This is a genomic window from Salinisphaera sp. LB1 (genome assembly GCF_003177035.1).
Taxonomy (GTDB): Bacteria; Pseudomonadota; Gammaproteobacteria; order Nevskiales; family Salinisphaeraceae; genus Salinisphaera.
On the sequence record NZ_CP029488.1, the window covers coordinates 571,337 to 587,495 of the forward strand.

Here is a 16,159-nt window from a genome sequence, read left to right on the forward strand (position 1 = left end):
GGGCCTCGCGCCACGACGGCGCGGCCAGGACAACGGCGGCGGCTCGTCGCAACATCAAGCCGTAGGGCTCGACGCCACTACACCGGCTACACGGGCGGTCGCTCGAGCACCGCGTAGTAGAAGCCGTCGAAATCATGATCACCGGGCGCGATGCGGCGGCCGATCGTCTCGGGCCGGCCCCAGCCGGCCTCGATCGGTTTTTCGCAGGCCTCCGGCGTGGCGGACAGAAAATCGGCTACGACCGCGACGCCCTCGGCGCGCAGAATCGAGCAGGTGGCATAGACCAGCCGGCCGCCGGGCGCGAGCAGCGGCCAGAGCGCGGCAAGCAGGGCGCGCTGGCGCGTGGCGGCGGCGGTGACGTCCGATGCCCGCCGCAGCCATTTGATATCGGGATGCCGTCGGATCACGCCGGTACCGCTGCAAGGCGCATCCAGCAGGATGCGATCGAACGGCTGGCCATTCCACCAGGCCGCCGGTTCCGCGGCATCACCGACGCGGACCGTCGCCGCCAGGCCCAACCGGGCCAGCGTCGCTTCGAGCGTCCGCGCGCGCTCGGCGGCGATATCCAGTGCAGTCAGTGCGACATCGGCCCGCTCCAGCAGGTGGGCGCTCTTGTTGCCGGGCGCCGCGCAGGCGTCGAGCACGCGCTGGCCCGGTTCCGGCGCCAGCAGATCGGCGGCCAGCTGGGCCGCGCCGTCCTGGATCGACACCTCGCCCGCGGCGAACCTCGGCAGACGCTCGGCCGCAACCGGCTCGTCCAGCGTCAGGCCCTCGGCACAATCGGCGATGGGCGTGGCCGCGATACCGGCTTCGGCCCAGCGCGCGCGCAGGCCATCCCGCGTGGCGCGACGCGCGTTGACGCGCACATGCATTGGCGCGCGCGCATTGCCAGCGGCCAGGACCGCCGGGGCCTCGGCGCCCCAGTCGTCGGCGATCATGCCGGCCAGCCAGTCGGGATAGCTTTCACGCACCGCGACGCTGGCATCGTCCAGCGACGCCGGTTCGCGCTGGTGCCCGCGCAGCACCGCATTGACCAGACCGCGCGCCTTGGCCAGTTTGAGCTTGCCGGTGGCGGCCACGGTGGCATGCACCGCCGCATGCGGCGGCACCCGCGTGGCCTCGAGCTGATAGAGCCCGACCCGAAGCAGCGCATCAAGCAGCGGCTGGGGTTTCTTTTTCAACCGGGGCGCGAGCAGCGCGCCCAGCCGACGATGATCGCGCAGCGTGCCGTAAGCCAGCAGCCGCGCCAGCGAGCGATCGGCCCCGGCGAGCGTGGGTGGCCAGGCGGCGATGGCCGCATCCAGGCTGCGGCCCTGGTCGATCACCGCCGCAACTGCACGCGCGGCGTGAACGCGCGCTGCCGTGCCCGCCGCATCAACCAAAACGGACGCCAACCCAGGCGCGGCCGTTGGCGGCATCCGCCGCGCTCATACGGCGCTTGCCGGGCAGTTGCAGTTCGGTAACGCGCAACACGCCGTCGGCCGTGGCGATATCGATGCCGTCGCGCCCGGCGGCAATCACGGTGCCCGGCGCGGCCGGCGTCGTCTCGTCCCGGCTGACCGCCTGCCAGAATCGCACGCGATCGCCCTCAAGCTCGGCATGCGCCACCGGCCAGGGCGAGAATGCGCGCACGAGCCGGGCGATGCGCACCGCCGGTTGCGTCCAGTCGATCGCGGCCTCGGCCTTGTCGAGCATGGCGGCGTAGGTCGCGCGCTCATCGTCCTGAGCGACCGGCGTCAGGCCATCGGGCAGCGCATCGAGCGCATCGACCAGGGCCGCGCTGCCCTGGTCGGCCAGCACGTCGTGCAAATCGCCGGCCGTGGCGGTCTCGTCGAGCGGCGTGCGGCGCACGGCCAGCATGTCGCCGGTATCCAGCCCCACGTCCATCTGCATGATGGTCACGCCGGTTTCCGCGTCGCCGGCCTCGATGGCGCGTGCGATCGGGGCCGCGCCGCGCCAACGCGGCAGCAACGAGGCATGCACGTTCAGGCAACCCCAGGTCGGCAGGTCGAGCACGGCCTTCGGCAGGATCAGGCCGTAGGCCACGACCACCATCACGTCCGGCGCGAGTTCGGCGAGCCGATCGAACGCCTCGGTGTTGTTCTTGAGTTTTTCCGGCTGGAATACCGGCAGCCCGAGCTCGAGCGCACGCGCCTTGACCGGCGACGGCTTGAGCCTGCGCCCGCGACCGGCCGGGCGATCCGGCTGGGTGAACACGCCCACCAGCTCGTGGCCGCTGGCCGCGATCGCCTCCAGTGTGGGCAGCGCGAATTCGGGAGTCCCGGCAAAAACGATGCGCATGGGTCAGTCTGCCTTGGCGCCTTCGCGCTTGGCCGCCTTGGTCAGCTTGCGCCGGATGCGCTCGCGCTTGAGCCGGGAAAGCTTGTCGATATACAGCCCGCCGTCGAGATGGGCAAGCTCGTGCTGCACGCACTGCGCCAACAGGCCTTCGGCGTCCATTTCGTATTCACGACCGTCACGATCCTGGGCGGCAAAGCGCAGCCGCGTGGCGCGGGTGACGCGATCAAAGTGTTCCGGCACCGACAGACAGCCTTCGTCGACCACTTCCTCCCCCTCGGACCAGAGAATGCGCGGATTGCACATCACGATGCGCTCGCTCTTGTCCTCGGAACAATCCATGACCGCCACGCGCCGCGTATCGCCGACCTGGGTCGCCGCCAGCCCGACGCCCGGCGCGTCGTACATGGTCTCGAACATGTCGTCGATGAAACGTGACAGCGTGTCGTCGAAAACCGTGATCGGGTCGGTCACCGCGCGCAGGCGCGGATCGGGGAAATGCAAAATCTCGAGAATGGCCATATTCTGTCGGCAGTTGACTGACGTCGATTGTTCAGACGGCGGCGGTATGGCCGCGGCCGGCGGTCGAAACGCGGGAGTATAACGGTTTGAGGCAGATGCGGATTGGGGGATGGCGGCTGCTCGGGCTTGGCCTGGCGCTGCTCGCGTCGGGCTGCGCGCACGGGCCCGGCCAACAGGCGGGCGGCGCGCAGGCGAACGGGGCCACGGCCGGCGCGACGCACGATCCCGGCCGGACCACGCCCCTGCCTGCCAAGCCCGCTCCCGTGGAGAAGAACCTGACCACGGCGAATCTGGCCGGACACATGCGCGACGACGCGCCGCTGCGTTATGTGGTCAAGCGCGGCGATACGCTCTGGGATATCGCCGGCAAGTATCTCGATGATCCCTGGTACTGGCCACAGCTATGGGATGCCAATCCCGATATCGTCAATCCGCATCGGATCTACCCCGGCGAAGTTCTGGTGCTCACACGTGGCATGAACGGCCAGCCGCGGCTGGCGCGCGGCAAAACGGTGCATCTGGAACCGCAGGTGCGCGAGGAACCGTTGCCGCAGGCGATTGCGGTCATCCCCTATTCCGCGATCCGCGATTTTCTGCAAAGCCCGCGCCTGGTCGACGGGAAAACGCTCGAGAACGCGCCCTACGTGGTGTCCTTCGACGATCAGCATGTGGTCGCCGGCAACGGCGCCACGGTGTATGTTCGCGGTGCCGATCACAACGGGCCCGATCACTATGAACTGGTCCATCCGGCCGGCCCCTACCGCGACGCGGAAACCCACAAGGTTCTGGGCCGCAAGGTCGTGCCGGTCGGCCGGCTGACTATTCAATCCTTTGGCCCGAAGATCGCGACGGCCCGTATCGACAAGACCTACCGCGAAGCCCGGCGCGGCGATCGCCTGCTGCCGGTGCCCCATGAAAATCTGCTGCGCGATTTCTATCCCCATGCGCCCGGCAAGGCGCTGAGCGCCCATATCATTTCGGTCTACGGCGGCGTCGGCGAGATCGGCCAGTACGATGTCGTCACGCTGGACCGCGGCCACAACATCGGGCTGCGACGCGGCGATGTCCTCGATATCTACAAATCCGGGCGTACCGTGTCCGATCCGGTCGCCGGCGGCCAGGTCACGCTGCCCGAGGTGAAAGCCGGCTATCTGATGGTGTTCAAGGTCGACGATAAGGTGAGCTTCGCGCTGGTCATGCATGCCACGCGCGCTATCCACGTCGACGACGTCGTGCATTCGCCGGCCGCCACATGAGCGATCGCTCGGCCTGGCTGCGCCTGGCGACCACGCCGGGGATCGGCGCGACCCTTGCCGGACGCCTTGTTGCGCGTTTCGGCAGCGCGCAAGCAGCGCTCACGGGCAGCGACGCCGGCTGGCGCGACGCCGGGCTGCCGGCGCCGGCGCGCCGGGCGCTGGCCGAGCCGCCCGGCGAAGCGATGGCGCGAACCGAGGCCTGGCTGGCCGAGGACGGGCACCATTTCCTCACGCTCGACCATCCGGCGTATCCACCCGCACTTGCCGAACTCGATCCGCCACCACCGTGGCTTTACGCGCTGGGCGACCTCGACCTGCTGGATTATCCGGCCATCGCCATCGTCGGCAGCCGCAATCCGAGCCACGCCGGGCGCGACGCCGCGCATGAATTCGGGCGCGCGCTGGCAGCGGCCGGGCTGGTGGTGGTCTCCGGCCTGGCCCGCGGTATCGATGCCGCCGCGCACGAAGGCGCGCTGGATGCCGATGGCTACACCATCGCCATCACCGGCACGGGGCTGGACCGGGTGTATCCGGCGGCCAACAAGGCGCTGGCCGAACGCATCGCGGAACGCGGCCTGCTGTTGTCGGAATTCGGCCTCGGCACCCAGCCGCTGCGTGGCAATTTCCCGCGGCGCAACCGCGTGATCGCCGGTTTGTGCACCGCCACGCTGGTGGTCGAGGCAGCGCGCGCCTCCGGCTCGCTGATCACAGCGCGCATGGCCAGTGCCGCCAACCGCGAGGTCTTCGCCCTGCCCGGTTCGATTCACAATCCGCTGGCGCGCGGCTGTCATCAACTGATTCGCGAAGGCGCCAAGCTGGTCGAAACGACCGACCACATCCTGGAGGAGATCGCCGGCTCGATCGACGGCTATCGCCGGGGCCCGGCGCCGCGCGCCAGCGCTCAGAATCCCGAGCCGCCGGAAGCCGACGGAAACGACAATGCCGCTGAACTGCTAGCGGCCGTCGGCCACGATCCGGTGCGCATCGATGACCTGGTGGCGCGCACCGGCTGGCCCGCGGACGCCGTATCCTCGACACTGCTGATACTGGAGCTCGAAGGCCGTGTACAGGCCGTGGCCGGCGGCGCCTACGTTCGTTCGGGCTGAGTCAGCACCCCGGCCCGCGCACGTTTTCGGCGCCCCCGCTGCAATCATCATGGTAAAGTTGGCCGCATGAACGAAAATGTCCTGGACGTCCTGCTGTACCTGTTCGAGAACTTTTCGTTGACGGACGTCGGCGCGACCGGCGACGTCCGCCGGGATCTCGGCGACGCAGGGTTTTTCCCCGACGAAATCGACGATGCCTTCGACTGGCTGCGTGCAGCCCAGCCCGAAGGTCGGGCGCCGATCACGCCGCCTTCGAACGACAGCATCCGTATCTATGCCGGGCCGGAACTGTACGTGCTCGATGCCGAGTGCCGCGGTTACATCGTGCGGCTTGAGCGCGCCGGCGTGCTCTCGGCGGCCAACCGCGAGCTGGTCATCGACCGTCTGATGGCCCTGGTGGACGATGAGTACGAAGGCGCCGAGCTCGAGCAGGTGAAGTGGGTCGTGATGATGGTGCTGTCCTCCGCCGACGGCCACGAGACCGCGCAGGCGCGGATGGAAGCCATGCTTCACGCCGAGGCCCCGGGCGCGAGTCACTAGAGCCTTTTAACGTGTCCGCATGGGGCGCGCCGGCCGGCCTGCGACTGTCGAAGTTCGGCATCGGCAGGCTGTTTGCGGCCGCCTCGATGCCTTGAAAACCACGCGCTCGAGCCGCCTCGCTCGGTCGACGTATCTTGACGCTGGCGCATCGCGCGTGCTTCAAAGGCTGTGCTAGGGTTCGCCACGCGGCGCTGTTGCCGTCTTATCCATCCCCTTTCAAGTGTGAGTCGATGAGCCGAAATCTCGTCATCGTGGAGTCCCCGGCCAAGGCCCGGACCATCGAGAAATATCTGGGCAAGGACTATCAGGTCCTGGCTTCGTACGGCCACGTGCGCGACCTGATCCCGAAGGAAGGCGCGGTCGATACCGACAACGACTTCGCGATGCACTACGACATCATCGACCGCAACGCCAAGCAGGTCGACAAGATCGCGAAGTCGCTCAAGCAGTCCGACACGCTGCTGCTCGCGACTGACCCGGACCGCGAAGGCGAGGCGATTGCCTGGCATCTGCTGGAGCTGTTGCGCGATCGCGGTCTGCTTGAGAACAAGCATGTGGCGCGGGTGGTCTTCCACGAGATCACCAAGCGCGCCGTGGCCCACGCGGTCGAGCATCCGCGCTCGATCTCGAACGATCTGGTCAACGCCCAGCAGGCGCGCCGGGCGCTCGACTATCTGGTGGGCTTCAACCTCTCGCCGCTGCTCTGGCGCAAGGTTCAGCGCGGCCTGTCCGCCGGTCGCGTGCAGAGCCCGGCGTTGCGTCTGATCTGCGAGCGCGACGCCGAGATCGAGGCCTTCGTGCCCGAGGAATACTGGCGCATCGAGGCCAAGGCCGAGAAGGACGACATCCCCTTTTCCGCGCGACTGGCCCAGCTCGACGGCGAAAAGATCGAGCAATTCACGATCAACGACCAGGGCGGCGCGGACGCGGCCTACGAAAAACTCGTGGCCGCAGCCCAGGGCACGCTGCGCGTCGCCCGGGTCGAAAAGAAACAGCGCCGGCGCAACCCGTCGCCGCCGTTCACCACCTCCACGCTGCAACAGGAAGCCGCGCGCAAGCTCGGCTTCAACGCCCGGCGCACCATGCGCACCGCCCAGGGCCTGTACGAAGGCGTGAAGCTCGGCGACGGCGAAGAAACCGGCCTGATCACCTACATGCGGACCGACTCGGTGAATCTCGCGGCCGACGCGCTCACCGAAATCCGCCAGACCATCGGCGACCGCTACGGCGACAAGAATCTCCCGGATTCGCCGCGCACGTTCAAGACCAAGTCCAAGAACGCCCAGGAAGCGCATGAGGCCATTCGCCCGACCGCCAGCGCGCGCATTCCGAGCGAGATCAAGCAGTATCTGACATCCGACCAGTTCCGGCTCTATGAACTGGTCTGGCAGCGCACCGTGGCCAGCCAGATGGTGCATGCGCTGTTCGACACCGTCTCGGCCGATCTGGCCGCGGACGCCGACAACCAGCATCTGTTCCGCGCCAGCGGGCGCACCCTGCGCGAGGCCGGCTTCCTGTCGGTGTACAAGGAAGGGCGCGACGATGGCGACAAGGCCGAGGACGACAACGACAAGCGCCTGCCCGCACTGGAAGAAGGCGAAACGATCGCCCTGCAGGAGATCGTGCCGACCCAGCATTTCACCGAGCCGCCGCCGCGCTTCACCGAAGCTGCGTTGGTCAAAACACTCGAGGAATACGACATCGGCCGGCCGTCGACCTATGCCGCGATCATCTCCACGCTGCAGGATCGCGAATACGTCGAGATGGACGGCAAGGCCTTCATGCCGACGCCGCTGGGCAAGATCGTCAACAAGTTCCTGACCGATCACTTCACCCGTTACGTCGACTACGAGTTCACCGCCAATCTCGAGGATCGGCTGGACGCGGTTTCCCGAGGTGAGCAGGAATGGCGGCCACTGCTGGCCGAGTTCTGGGAACGCTTCTCCGACCAGATCGAGGCCAAGCAGGATCTGTCGCGCGAGGAGGTCGCCCAGGCCCGCGAACTCGGCACCGACCCCAAAACCGGCAAGCCGGTGATCGTGCGCATCGGCCGCTATGGCCCGTTCGTGCAGATCGGCTCCAAGGACGACGAGGAAAAACCCAAGTTCGCCGGCCTGCGCAAAGGCCAGGATATGGACAAGATCACGCTCGACGAAGCGCTGTATCTGTTCAACCTGCCGCGCGATCTCGGCGAAACGCCGGAGGGTGAGGAGATCCAGGTCAATATCGGCCGCTTCGGCCCCTATGTGCGTTTTGGCAAGAAGTTCGCTTCGCTCAAGGAGGACGACCCCTACACGATCTCGAAAGAGCGCGCGCTGGAGGTGATCGCCGAGAAGAAGGAAGCCGACGCCAAGAAGCTGATCAAGCACTTCGAGGCCGAGAACATCAAGGTCCAGCATGGCCCGTTCGGCCCCTACATCACCGATGGCAAGAAGAACGCCAGCGTGCCCAAGGACATCGAACCCGAATCGCTGACGCTCGAGCAGTGCCAGGAGATCATCGCCAAGGCGCCGGAGAAGAAGAAACGCGGCCGCAAGAACGCGAAGACGAGCGCCAGCAAGAAAGCCTCGAGCAGCGCCAAGACCAGTAAGACGACGGCATCGAAGGCCAAGACCTCGAAGAGCAAGACAGCCAACGGCAAGACGGCGGCCAAAAAAGCGGCCTCGTCGAAAAGCGCATCGCCGCGCAAGGGCGCGGCCAAGACCAAGACTGGCAAGAGCAGTTCGAGCCGCGGCAAGTCATCCAGCGGGCCGACTTCCGGCTGATCGGATTCAGCGCCGGTGCACCCCACAGGCCGCTGATCCAGCGTACAATTCGAGGCCGTTTTCCGGGTCGCTGTCCGGGGCCGTGGCCCCGGTGATCCAGTCTCGCTTCCGGGGGAACCCGCCATGAACGGTATTCATGTATCGCCGCATCGACTGCGCCGGGCGGCGCGCACGCTGGCCGAGGGCGGCATCGTCGCGCACGCCACCGAAGGCGTCTGGGGCCTGGCTGCCGACGCCTTCGATGCGGATGCGGTGTGGCGCGTCATCGCCGCCAAGCAGCGCGACGTTGCGCGCGGACTGATCGTGGTCGCCGCCGACTCGGCCCAGCTTGCACCGCTGGTCGACCCCGATGCCAGCACCGCCTGGCAACGCGCCGTCGAATCCTGGCCCGGGCCGACCACTTGGCTGTTGCCCGCGCGGGCCGATGCGCCGTGGTGGCTGACCGGCGGCCAGTCCACGATCGCCCTGCGCGAGACGGCCCACGCGCTGACACGCGCGCTGTGTCGCGAATTCGGCGGCCCGATTGTTTCCACCAGTGCCAACGTATCCGGGCGCCCGCCGGTGGACTCGCCATGGCGCGCCCGAGCATGCTTTGGCGACCGTATCGACATGGTGCTAGGCGGACGTGCCGACACGCCCGGCCGAGCCAGTACCATCCGCAACGCCAGTACCAACGAGACTATCCGTGGCTAAATCCAACTCCGCGCACGACGTCGCCGACCCCGACGCCGCGACCGCCTATTTCCGCGACCTGCAGAACCGCATCGTCGAACGTCTGGCCGCCTTCGAACCCAGCGCGCGTTTTCATGCCGACACCTGGACCCGCGCCGAGGGCGGGGGCGGTGATACCCGCGTTCTGGCCGATGGCGAGGTATTCGAACGCGCGGGCGTGAATTTCTCGCGCGTGCTGGGCGGTGAGCTGCCGGCCTCGGCATCGGCGCGGCGGCCCGAGCTGGCCGGGCGCTCGTTCATTGCCACCGGCGTGTCGCTGGTGATCCACCCGCGCAACCCCTATGTCCCGACCTCGCACGCCAACGTGCGCCTGTTCGTGGCCGAGAAAGCGGGCGAGGATCCGGTCTGGTGGTTCGGCGGCGGCTTCGATCTGACCCCCTACTATCCGTTCACCGAAGACGCCGTGGCCTGGCACCGTGCCGCGCACGCCGCCTGCGCCCCGTTTGGCGAGGATCTGTATCCGCGCTTCAAGCACTGGTGCGACGAATACTTTTATCTGCCGCACCGCGACGAAACGCGCGGCATCGGCGGGCTATTCTTCGACGACTTCAACGAACTGAGCTTCGCCGACGCGCTGGCGTTCGTGCAGTCGGTAGGCGATGGCTTCATCGAAGCCTATGCGCCGATCGTGGAAAAACGACGGCATCACGACTGGGGCGAACGCGAGCGCGCGTTTCAGCTGTACCGGCGCGGGCGCTATGTCGAGTTCAACCTGCTCTACGACCGGGGCACGCTGTTCGGCCTGCAGTCGCGCGGGCGCACCGAATCGATCCTCATGTCGATGCCGCCGCTGGTGGCCTGGCAATACGGCTTCACGCCCGAGCCCGGCTCGCCCGAGGCAGCCCTCACCGAGCGTTTTCTGGTGCCGCGTGATTGGCTGACGGCGGAATAGACTATAAGCTTGATAGATGATGCATATCACACTCACCGAATTGCGTTATCTGATCGCGCTCGACAAGGAGCGCCACTTCGGTCGTGCGGCCAAGCGCGCGTTCGTGAGCCAGCCAACGCTGTCGGTTGCGGTCAAGAAGCTGGAAGGCGAACTCGGCGTCACCGTGTTCGAGCGCAACCGCGGCGAGGCCCGGGTCACGCCGATCGGCCGGCGCATCATCGAACAGGCCTATCGCGTGATGGGCGAGGTCAGCGCGCTGGAGGCGGTGGCCGAACAGGGCCGCGACGAGCTCAAGGGCCCACTCAGGCTCGGCGTGATCTATACCGTCGGCCCCTATTTGCTACCGCACCTGATCCCGCGCCTGCGCGAGAGCACGCCCGAGATGCCGCTGATCATCGAGGAGAACCTCACCGGCAACCTCACCCAGCAACTGCGTAACAACGAGCTGGACGCGGTCATCGTGGCGATGCCCTATGAGGTGCCGGGCGTGGCGACCTGGCCCATCTACGATGAATCGTTCGTGGTGGTCATGCCGCAGAATCATCCCTGGACCGAACGCGATGCCATCGAGCCCAATGAGCTGGCGCGCGACAACCTGTTGCTGCTCGGCCCGGGCCATTGCTTCCGCGACCAGGTGCTGGCCCTGTGCGCCGAATGTCGCGAATCCGAGGACGCCAACCGGGCCCGCTCCGGCTCCAGCCTGGAAACCATTCGACATATGGTCGCCAGCGGCCTCGGGGTGACGGTCCTGCCCTGCTCGTCGATCCCCAATCTGGCCGCCGAGTCGCGTCTGCTCGAGACCCGGCCGTTCGCCGGCGAGCCCCCACAGCGCCAGATCGCCATCGCCTGGCGCCGAAGCTTCCCGCGGCCCAAGGCGATCACGGCCCTGCGCGCGGCCGTGATGCAATGCGACCCCGCCGGGGTCACGCTGTTGCCTGACGCTGTTGCCAGCAACGCCGACGAAGCCATCCTGGACGCCTCCTAGGGCCCCGACGCCAACAGCGGATACGGTACACTCGCCCGATCATCCGCCGACTCCGATCCGCCATGCGCGCGCTCTTGATCGCCGCCGGCCTCGCTTGTGCCGGGCTCGCCCACGCCGCTAGCAGCGACGCCACGCGCAGCGAATTCCTCGACGCGCTGTCTGCCGCGCGTCACGGCAACCTGGACCAGAAATCGGCCGAAGTCGCGGATCTGCGCGACTATCCGCTCTACGATTATCTTGAAGCCACCCAGCTCCGGGCCGAGCTGAGCATCAACCCGGGCAAGGAACTGGATTCGCGCATCGCGCACTTCATTGCCGCCCATCCCGACTTGCCGCCGTCGCAGCGGCTACGTCATGCCTGGATCGCCAACCTCGCCGATCGTGACCGGTGGCAGCGGGTGATCGACGAAACGCGAGCTTCCGACGGCACCAGCGCGCAGTGCCGGGCAGTACACGCGGCCATCGCGCTGGGGCGCTCGCCCGCCAGCAAAGCGATCGACCTGTATACCGTCGGCCGGAGCCAGCCCTCGGCCTGTAACCCGGTCTTCGCCTGGCTCAAGCATACCGGCCGGTTGACCGCCCCGGTGATCCGCAAACGCGCCCACGCGGCAATTCTGAACGATCAATACGGTCTGGCGCGCTATCTTTCGCGGCAAATGCCGACCGCCGATACCCCGACCATCGATCGCTGGCTGGATGTCGCCGAAACACCGTCGCATCTGGCCGACGCCCCGGCCGGTCTCGACCCGGATATCGCAGTCTACACGTTCAAGCGACTGGCCCTGCGCGACCTCGACCGCGCGTCCGGCCTGATCAAGCCGCTGGTCGCCCGGCTCGGGCTGAACGACACCCGGCGCTACCGGATGCGGCGCTATGTCGCGCTGCTGTATGCCGAGGATCATCGTCCCGAGGCCCTGCTATGGTTCGCGCGCATCGACCATGCCCGCATGGCCGGCGACGCGCATGCACTGGGCTGGGAGATCCGCGCGGCGGTCTATCAGCAACGCTGGCCACTGGTGCTCGATGCCATCAACAGCCTGCCGGCCGACACCGCCGGCGACGAACAATGGCAATACTGGAAGGCGCGCGCGCTGGCGAAAACGGGGCAAAAACAGCGGGCCCGCGCGATCTACAGGCGCCTGGCGGCCCATCGCTCCTATCACGGCTATCTCGCCGCCGATGCGATCGGGCACGGCTACAGCTTCAACGCGCAGCCCGTGCCGGACAACGCGGCGGCGCTGGCCCGCGTCGAGGCCCATCCGGCGCTCGCGCGCGCCCACGAGCTGCACGAACTCGGCATGACCCACGATGCCTATCTGGAATGGCAGCACCTGACCGCGAACCTGAATTCGGCCGAACTCGCCCAGGCCGCGAAGCTAGCCTATCAGTGGCAGTGGTACGCCCGGGCGATCACCACGCTGGCCAAGGCCGGCTACTGGGACGACCTCGATATCCGCTATCCGACGCCGTTCGCGACCGACGTGCGCCGCGCCGCGCACAACAACGGGCTGGATCCGGCGTACGTATTCGCCATAATGCGCACCGAATCCCTGTTCCAGCCGACCGTGCGCTCGCCGGTCGGCGCGCGCGGCCTGATGCAGCTCATGCCCGGCACGGCCGACCACCTCGCCCGGGCCATGGGCCGGGCCGCGCCGTCGACGCACGACCTCAACGACCCGGCCACCAACCTCAGCCTCGGCGCGCGCTATCTGCATGACATGCTGGCCGACTGGTCGGGCAACATCGCCCTGGCCACGGCCAGCTACAACGCCGGCCCGCGCAAGATCGTGCATTGGTTGCCCGACACCGACATGCCGGCCGATATCTGGATCGCCAATATCCCGTACACGGAAACCCGGCATTACGTACAGCGGGCCATGTCGCACATGACCGTCTTCCAGCATCGTCTGTCCGAATCCGTCGTCCCGCTCGACAAACGCATCGACGATGTGAAACCGAGCTATCCCGACGACACCCAGACGACATTCTGATGCAGCGCTATCTGGTCGGCGGCGCCGTACGCGACGCATTTCTCGGGCTGGCGAGCTCCGATCGCGACTGGGTCGTGGTGGGCGCCACGCCGGAAGAGATGACCGCCGCCGGCTATACGCCGGTCGGCCGCGATTTTCCGGTCTTCCTGCACCCGGATACGCGCGAGGAACACGCGCTGGCACGTACTGAACGCAAGTCCGGACGCGGCTATCACGGTTTCGTGTTTCATACCGGTGCCGACGTCACGCTGGAGGCCGATCTCGCCCGGCGCGACCTGACCATCAACGCCATGGCCCGCGCCGACGACGGCACGCTGATCGACCCCTACGGCGGCCGGGCCGATATCGAGGCCCGCGTGCTGCGGCATGTCTCCGACGCCTTTGCCGAGGACCCGGTGCGGCTATTGCGGCTGGCGCGCTACTACGCCCGTTTCGCGCCGCTGGGCTTCACGGTGGCCGCGGAGACCATGACGCTGGCACGCGAGATGGTTGCCGCCGGCGAAATCGATCATCTGGTGCCCGAGCGGGTCTGGGCGGAGATGGAGCGCGCACTGATGGGCGCCGAACCCCAGCTTTTCTTCCACCTGCTGCGCGCGACCGGCGCCCTGGCCGTCGTACTGCCGGAACTGGATGCACTGTTCGGCGTGCCGCAGCCGGTGCAATACCACCCCGAGATCGACAGCGGCGTGCACACCCTGCTGGTCCTGGCCCAGTGCGCGCGGACCGAAGCCAGCCTCGCGGCGCGCTATGCCGCGATCTGTCACGACTTCGGCAAGGCCAGCACGCCGGCCGCGTTCCTGCCGGGCCACCGCGGCCATGAGGAGCGCGGGGTCGTGCCCACCGACGCGGCCAGCGCGCGCCTCGGCGTACCCAAGCGCCTGCGCGAGACCGCCCGGTTGATCACACGCTGGCACACCCACCTGCATCGCATCGACGAACTTCGGCCGGGCACGGTGCTCAAGCTGCTCGAAGCGATGGATGCCTTCCGTCGCCCCGACCGGCTCGAGGATCTGATCGCGGCATGCACCGCGGACGTGCGCGGCCGGCTCGGCTACGAGGATCGCGCCTATCCGCAGGCCGATCGGATCCGGGCCGCGCGGGCGGCGGCCGCGGGCATCGATGGCGCCGCGCTGGCCGCACGCGGCCTCAAGGGCCCGGAGATCGGCCGGGTTCTGCGCCAGGAACGCATCCGCGCGATCGCGGCCGCACTCACCACTGCCCCGACCGACGCAGGAGCGCAACCATGACCGACCCGCAATCCGTTGTCGAAACGGCCCCGGTCGTCGTCACCGGGGCCAATCGCAACGTGGGCACGCACCTGGCGCATCGTTTTCTCGATGACGGTTTCGCCGTGATCGCGCAATATCGAACCCCCACGCAGGCGATCGCGGATCTGGCCGATCGCGGCGCGCTCCCGATTCAGGGCGATTTCGCCGACACCGATTCGATTCTGGCCGTGGCGGACGCGATCGCCGGGCGTGCATCGCGTATTCGCGCCCTCATCCACAACGCCTCGGCGTTCTCGCCGACTGACGACGATGCCGAGGCGGCGTCCGCACAGTTCCAGGCGTTCTTCGAGGTGCACATGCGCGCGCCCTATCTGCTCAACACCCGGCTGGCCGATCGTGTTCGGGCGGCCGAGGGCGCCGGCGACATCGTGCACATCACCGATATCTATGCCGACAACCCGGCGCCGCCGTACGATATTTACTGCGCCACCAAGGCGGGTCTGCAGAATCTGGCGATTGCCTTTGCCAAGCGGCTGGCGCCGGAGGTGAAGGTCAATGTCATCCAGCCCGGGCCGATCACCTTCGAGGATTGGGCCGATGCCGAGCAGCGCGCCCAGGTGCTCGACAGCACACCGCTCGGTCGCACCGGCGCGCCGGAAGACATCTATCGCGCCGTGCGCGCCGTCCTGGACAACGACTACCAGACCGGGGCCATGGTCGCGGTGGACGGCGGGCGGCGATTGGGACGATAGCCGCGATCGCGACCGCTCACCCGGCCGGCAGCCACCGCGACGGGGCAAGCCCGAGGCGTGTCGGTTCCCGTGTTGTGCCGGGCGATGGTCTGGCGCGACGAAAAACGCGCCACGGTGCCCGTAGGCCGCCGGTCAGGACGCGCGTCACGCAAGCCGGTCGCCTAAAGCCTGCCTCAGACCGCGAATGTCTTTGACGAACCCTACGGGGCGCGCGGCGCGTCGAGCGTGATCTCGGTCAACGGCTGGCCCGGTCGATCGAAGGCCGCCCAGAGCTCGCGATAGCTTCGGCCATCGATCGGATGCCGGGCTTGCGGGCGAATCTCGGCGAGCGGGCGCAGGACGAAGGCATAATCGAGAATATCGGCCCGGGGCACCCGAATATCGCCATTGTCGAACACGATGTCGCCAAACAGCAGCATGTCGAGATCCAGCGTTCGCGAACCATCGCGTACAGCGAGATCGCGTCCGCCGTCGGCCTCGATGGCGCGCAGCCCGGCCTGGACTGCTCCGATCGACTCGCCGGTGTCGAACGCCACCACCAGATTCACGAAATCCGCGCCGGAAAAACCGACGGCCGGGCAAGTGTAGATCGGCGAGACATCGATCGCGCCGAAGCGCTCGGCCAGCCGACCGAGCGCGGCACGCACATGCCGCTCGGGTTCGATATTGGAACCCACGCCGACCACCACTTCAGTCATCTCCGTGCCCCCGCGTGATCCGGATGCCGACACCCTTGGCTCCGCGCAGGGCATGTGGCTTGTCGAGCCGGAGTGTGACGCGCGCGACCGGGAACTCGTCGAGAATGAGCGCCGCAATACCTTCCGACAGCGTCTCGACCAGGTCGAACTCGCTCGCCTCAACGAAGGCGATCACACGCTTGGCGACGGCCTTGTAGTCGAGCGTCTTGTCCACGTCATCGGTGGCGGCGGCCTGGCGAATGTCGAAATCCATCTCCAGGTCGACGATCACCCGTTGCCGGATCCGGCGCTCCCAGTCATACAGTCCGATGACGGTATCGATGGCCAACTGATCGATGAAGATCGTATCCACGCATGCTCCCAGCCCGTTGCGGCGAGGCGCAGCTTATCAAA

The 16,159-nt window shown here is 67.5% G+C and carries 15 protein-coding genes; 10 read left to right on the forward strand and 5 right to left on the reverse strand.

What is annotated here, in order from left to right; all coding sequences use genetic code 11:
* Nucleotides 1-86: 86 nt before the first annotated feature.
* From rsmB to def, 3 genes are read right to left on the reverse strand one after another with little or no spacing between them, the layout of a single operon-like run.
* Nucleotides 87-1,418, reverse strand: a complete 1,332-nt coding sequence (gene rsmB, locus SALB1_RS02535) for a 16S rRNA (cytosine(967)-C(5))-methyltransferase RsmB (RefSeq protein WP_109992434.1) — start codon at nt 1,416-1,418, stop codon at nt 87-89.
* Entirely contained in the window at nt 1,375-2,301 is a 927-nt protein-coding gene (gene fmt / locus SALB1_RS02540; RefSeq protein WP_109992435.1) for a methionyl-tRNA formyltransferase, read from the reverse strand. The genes rsmB and fmt overlap by 44 nt, the downstream gene beginning before the upstream one ends.
* A 3-nt stretch (nt 2,302-2,304) precedes the next feature.
* Nucleotides 2,305-2,820 (reverse strand): peptide deformylase, encoded by a 516-nt coding sequence (def, locus tag SALB1_RS02545; RefSeq protein ID WP_109992436.1) that lies wholly within the window; start codon nt 2,818-2,820, stop codon nt 2,305-2,307.
* Nucleotides 2,821-2,915: 95 nt separating this feature from the next.
* On the opposite strand from def, the gene SALB1_RS02550 reads away from it, so the two are divergent.
* From SALB1_RS02550 to SALB1_RS02595, 10 genes are all read left to right on the forward strand, one after another.
* Complete coding sequence (locus tag SALB1_RS02550; protein WP_109992437.1) at nt 2,916-4,076, forward strand: LysM peptidoglycan-binding domain-containing protein; 1,161 nt, start codon at nt 2,916-2,918, stop codon at nt 4,074-4,076.
* Nucleotides 4,073-5,182 (forward strand): DNA-processing protein DprA, encoded by a 1,110-nt coding sequence (gene dprA, locus SALB1_RS02555; RefSeq protein ID WP_109992438.1) that lies wholly within the window; start codon nt 4,073-4,075, stop codon nt 5,180-5,182. Before SALB1_RS02550 ends, dprA begins: the two co-directional genes overlap by 4 nt.
* 66 nt (nt 5,183-5,248) lie before the next feature.
* The gene (locus tag SALB1_RS02560) at nt 5,249-5,722 is read left to right on the forward strand and encodes a DUF494 family protein (protein WP_109992439.1); all 474 of its coding nucleotides are present in this window, start codon (nt 5,249-5,251) and stop codon (nt 5,720-5,722) included.
* A 230-nt stretch (nt 5,723-5,952) separates the two neighbouring features.
* Nucleotides 5,953-8,487, forward strand: a complete 2,535-nt coding sequence (locus tag SALB1_RS02565) for a DNA topoisomerase I (protein WP_109992440.1) — start codon at nt 5,953-5,955, stop codon at nt 8,485-8,487.
* Nucleotides 8,488-8,610: 123 nt separating this feature from the next.
* Nucleotides 8,611-9,180: an L-threonylcarbamoyladenylate synthase gene (locus SALB1_RS02570; protein WP_109992441.1), complete on the forward strand. Its 570-nt coding sequence runs from the start codon at nt 8,611-8,613 to the stop codon at nt 9,178-9,180.
* Nucleotides 9,173-10,111 (forward strand): oxygen-dependent coproporphyrinogen oxidase, encoded by a 939-nt coding sequence (hemF, locus tag SALB1_RS02575; protein WP_109992442.1) that lies wholly within the window; start codon nt 9,173-9,175, stop codon nt 10,109-10,111. The genes SALB1_RS02570 and hemF overlap by 8 nt, the downstream gene beginning before the upstream one ends.
* Nucleotides 10,112-10,136: 25 nt before the next feature.
* Nucleotides 10,137-11,096 (forward strand): hydrogen peroxide-inducible genes activator, encoded by a 960-nt coding sequence (locus SALB1_RS02580; protein ID WP_109995234.1) that lies wholly within the window; start codon nt 10,137-10,139, stop codon nt 11,094-11,096.
* Between the two features lie 62 nt (nt 11,097-11,158).
* A complete protein-coding gene (locus SALB1_RS02585) occupies nt 11,159-13,087 on the forward strand; it encodes a transglycosylase SLT domain-containing protein (RefSeq protein ID WP_109992443.1) in 1,929 nt (642 codons plus the stop codon).
* Nucleotides 13,087-14,334: a multifunctional CCA addition/repair protein gene (locus SALB1_RS02590; protein WP_109992444.1), complete on the forward strand. Its 1,248-nt coding sequence runs from the start codon at nt 13,087-13,089 to the stop codon at nt 14,332-14,334. The genes SALB1_RS02585 and SALB1_RS02590 overlap by 1 nt, the downstream gene beginning before the upstream one ends.
* On the forward strand, nt 14,331-15,068 hold the full coding sequence (locus SALB1_RS02595; protein ID WP_109992445.1) for an SDR family oxidoreductase: 738 nt from the start codon (nt 14,331-14,333) through the stop codon (nt 15,066-15,068). The genes SALB1_RS02590 and SALB1_RS02595 overlap by 4 nt, the downstream gene beginning before the upstream one ends.
* 200 nt (nt 15,069-15,268) lie before the next feature.
* Here the strand turns inward: SALB1_RS02595 and folK are convergent, their stop codons facing one another.
* Both folK and folB read right to left on the reverse strand, forming a co-directional pair.
* Nucleotides 15,269-15,766 carry a 2-amino-4-hydroxy-6-hydroxymethyldihydropteridine diphosphokinase gene (folK, locus tag SALB1_RS02600; RefSeq protein ID WP_109992446.1) on the reverse strand — a complete coding sequence of 166 codons (498 nt, stop codon included), beginning with the start codon at nt 15,764-15,766 and terminating at the stop codon, nt 15,269-15,271.
* The gene (gene folB / locus SALB1_RS02605) at nt 15,759-16,118 is read right to left on the reverse strand and encodes a dihydroneopterin aldolase (protein ID WP_109992447.1); all 360 of its coding nucleotides are present in this window, start codon (nt 16,116-16,118) and stop codon (nt 15,759-15,761) included. Before folB ends, folK begins: the two co-directional genes overlap by 8 nt.
* Nucleotides 16,119-16,159 lie beyond the last annotated feature (41 nt).